Origin of the sequence: Kitasatospora nipponensis, assembly GCF_039528135.1 — a bacterium.
Lineage (GTDB): Bacteria > Actinomycetota > Actinomycetes > Streptomycetales > Streptomycetaceae > Kitasatospora > Kitasatospora nipponensis.
Map to the genome: position 1 here is coordinate 1 of NZ_BAAALF010000640.1, position 802 is coordinate 802.

Annotated in this window: 1 pseudogene; it reads left to right on the forward strand. The window is 71.8% G+C overall.

From position 1 onward, the window contains the following. Positions 1–88 precede the first annotated feature (88 nt). Positions 89–802, forward strand: a pseudogene (locus ABD323_RS42435) (hypothetical protein); the annotation flags it as partial.

Genomic DNA, 802 nt, shown 5'->3' on the forward strand with positions numbered 1-802 from the left:
CGGCTTCTTGAGCGTCTACCCGGGCGGTGCGCCCGTACCGGGGACGTCGAGCCTGAACTTTCTGGCCGGGCAGAGCGGTTCGAATCTCGTGACCGTCCCTGGTGGGGTCTACGGCAGGGTCACCGTCCGGAACGGCTCCGGTGGTCCGGTCGACGTGCTGGTCGATCAGGTCGGTTACTACCAGGAGGGCAGCGGCGACCGGTTCGGGGCGCTGGCGCCGAGCCGGGTGCTCGACACCCGCGCCGTGGGTGGGGCGGTCGTGCCGGACGGGACGGTGTCGTTCCAGGTGCGCGGGGCGGGTGGGGTGCCGGCCGACGCGAAGTCGGTGGTGCTCAACCTGACGGTGACCGAGCCGAGTTCGGGTGGGTTCCTGACGGCGTACGCGAGCGGAACCGAGCAGCCGGGGACGTCGAGCCTGAACTTCTCGGCCGGTCAGACCCTGGCCAACCAGGCGATCGTGCCGATCCGCACCGACGGCAAGGTGACGGTCCTCAACAAGGGCGGCAACACCCACGTGGTGGCCGACGTCTTCGGCTACTACGGGGCGGGCGGCGACTCGCTGTTCACCCCGACGGTGCCGACCCGCCTGGTGGACACCCGCAACGGTCCGGGCGCGATCGGTCCGGGCGCGTTCCTCAAGGTGGCGTCCGGTGCCCCGGCGGGCGCGACCGGGTCGGTGCTGAACGTGACGGCGGTGGCGCCGAGTTCGGGCGGCTACCTGACCGTCTGGGCCGACGGCGCACCCCGCCCGGGCACGTCGAACCTCAACTTCCTCGCCGGCCAGGTGGTCCCGAACCACGTG